We start from the raw sequence: 1,711 nt of genomic DNA, 5'->3' as shown, positions 1-1,711 counted from the left end.
AGCAAGTCGGCAGGCATGCGTTACAGTATTACATATGCTGTCAATTAGTAACGCACCGGTACAGGATCGCATCCTGTCCGCCGCCGCGAGTTGTGTCGTCGATTTCGGTGTCGAGCGCGTGACGCTGGCCGAGATTGCGCGCCGCGCCGGCGTGAGCCGCCCGACCGTGTACCGGCGCTGGCCGGATATCCGGTCGGTGTTGGCCGCGCTGCTGACCAGCCACATCACCGAGGTGTTGGCCGATGTGCCGGTGCGTGGCAGCGGGCGCGCCGCCATCGTCGAGCGGGTGGTCGCGGTGGCCGAACGGCTGCGGGGCGACGACCTGGTGATGGCGGTACTGCGCTCGGAGCTGGCGTTGGTCTACATCGCCCAGCGGCTGGGCACCAGTCAGCAGATGCTGATCGAGGCGCTGGCCAAGGACCTGCGGGCGGCCCAATACGACGGCAGCGTACGCGCCGGCGACCCGCGCCAACTGGCCGCGATGGTGCTGCTGATCACCCAGTCGACCATCCAGTCGGCCCAGATCGTCCGGCCGATCCTGGACGCCGATGCCCTGGCAGGAGAACTCGCCCAGGCCCTGAACGGATACCTGGCGTGATGTCGACCGCACTGAACGCCGCCCGCCGCACCGCCGACCTCACCGCGCTGGCCGACGGGGCCCCCACCGATGTCGTCGTGATCGGCGGCGGTATCACCGGGGCCGGTATCGCCCTGGACGCGGCATCGCGAGGCCTGCGAGTGACGCTGGTCGAGAAGCACGATTTGGCCTTCGGTACCAGCCGCTGGAGCTCCAAGCTGGTGCACGGCGGGCTGCGCTATCTGGCGACCGGCAATGTCGGAATTGCCCGGCGCAGCGCCGTCGAACGCGGAATCCTGATGACGCGCAACGCCCCTCATCTGGTTCGAGCCATGCCGCAGCTCGTTCCGCTGATCCCGTCGATGGGTCGCACCAACCGGGCGCTGGTGCGCGCGGGATTCCTGGCCGGCGATCTGCTGCGCATGACCGCAGGTACACCAGCGTCAGTCCTGCCTGGTTCGCAACGCATTTCGGTGCAACACGCAATCGAGTTGGCCCCGGCCGTTCGGCGCGACGGTCTCGACGGCGGCCTGCTGGCTTATGACGGCCAGCTGATCGACGACGCCCGACTGGTCGCCGCGGTGGCGCGAACCGCCGCGCAGCGCGGCGCCCGGATCCTGACCTACACCGCGGCCTCGGAGGCGACCGGCAACTCGGTGAAGTTGTCCGATCGGCGCACCGGCGATTCGTTCGACATCACCGCGCGGGCCGTCATCAACGCCACCGGGGTATGGGCGGGGGAAATCGACCCGTCGCTGAAGCTTCGCCCGAGCCGCGGCACCCACCTCGTCTTCGACGCGAAGGCACTCGGGAATCCCACAGCCGCGCTGACCATTCCGATCCCCGGCACGCTCAACCGCTTCGTCTTCGCGATGCCCGAGCAACTGGGCAGGATCTACCTGGGCCTGACCGACGAAGAATCGCCCGGACCTATTCCCGATGTGCCACAACCGACGTCGGGGGAGATCACATTCCTGCTCGACGTGGTGAACAGCGCGCTAGGTATCACGCTGGACAACGACGACATCATCGGCTCCTATGCCGGACTACGCCCGCTGATCGACACCGGCGCCGGCCACACCGCCGACGTCTCCCGTGACCATGCCGTCGTCGAGTCGCCCTCGGGCGTGATCA

2 protein-coding genes are annotated in these 1,711 nt (G+C 68.0%); both read left to right on the top strand.

Annotated elements, in window-relative coordinates:
* Window positions 1–34: 34 nt before the first annotated feature.
* Window positions 35–598 (top strand): TetR/AcrR family transcriptional regulator, encoded by a 564-nt coding sequence (locus AC2VOG_RS19405; RefSeq protein WP_486941455.1) that lies wholly within the window; start codon window positions 35–37, stop codon window positions 596–598.
* Window positions 598–1,711 (top strand): glycerol-3-phosphate dehydrogenase/oxidase (locus AC2VOG_RS19400; RefSeq protein ID WP_486941454.1); only part of this gene is annotated, 1,114 nt, incomplete at its 3' end. The genes AC2VOG_RS19405 and AC2VOG_RS19400, both read left to right, overlap by 1 nt.

This window comes from Mycobacterium sp. TH-M11 (assembly GCF_057473725.1).
Note: the sequence above shows the minus strand (reverse complement) of the source record. Positions and strands in the feature narration are given on the sequence as shown.